At 76.8% G+C, this 393-nt stretch carries 1 pseudogene; it reads right to left on the minus strand.

Annotation, left to right across the window (positions count from 1 at the left end):
• Positions 1-18: 18 nt before the first annotated feature.
• Positions 19-393 (minus strand): annotated as a pseudogene (locus ACLZOT_RS50310) (serine protease); the annotation flags it as partial.

The raw sequence follows: 393 nt of genomic DNA on the forward strand, positions 1-393 counted from the left end.
TCGTTTCCGTACGGACCGTCAGTCCTCCGTCGATCCCCCCGCCCGCGCCGGGCGCCAGCCCCTCGCCCGGGCCCTGGGCAAGGTGAACGCGGCCCACAGCACGGTGAGTACGGCGGCGGAGCCGAGGATGACGAAGAGGGTGGCCCGGTCGGTGGCGTTGTCCGCGGCGGAGGTGTCTCGGACGGTCACGCGGTCCGTGGTGCGCTCCGCCCCGGCCGGCGTACCCGCGTCGCCCAGGACCGTGGTCACGGCGGCGTACGCATCCAGCTGGGGGATGTCGGCGGGGTAGGCCGTGGCCGTCAGGCGGTGCGTGACGGCGGCCGGAGCGTCGTCCGGGTGGGCGGCACGGACCACCGCGGCGGCACCGGCCGCGTACGCGGCGGCCACCGAGGC

Source organism: Streptomyces sp. 4F14 (assembly GCF_048159485.1).
GTDB lineage: Bacteria > Actinomycetota > Actinomycetes > Streptomycetales > Streptomycetaceae > Streptomyces.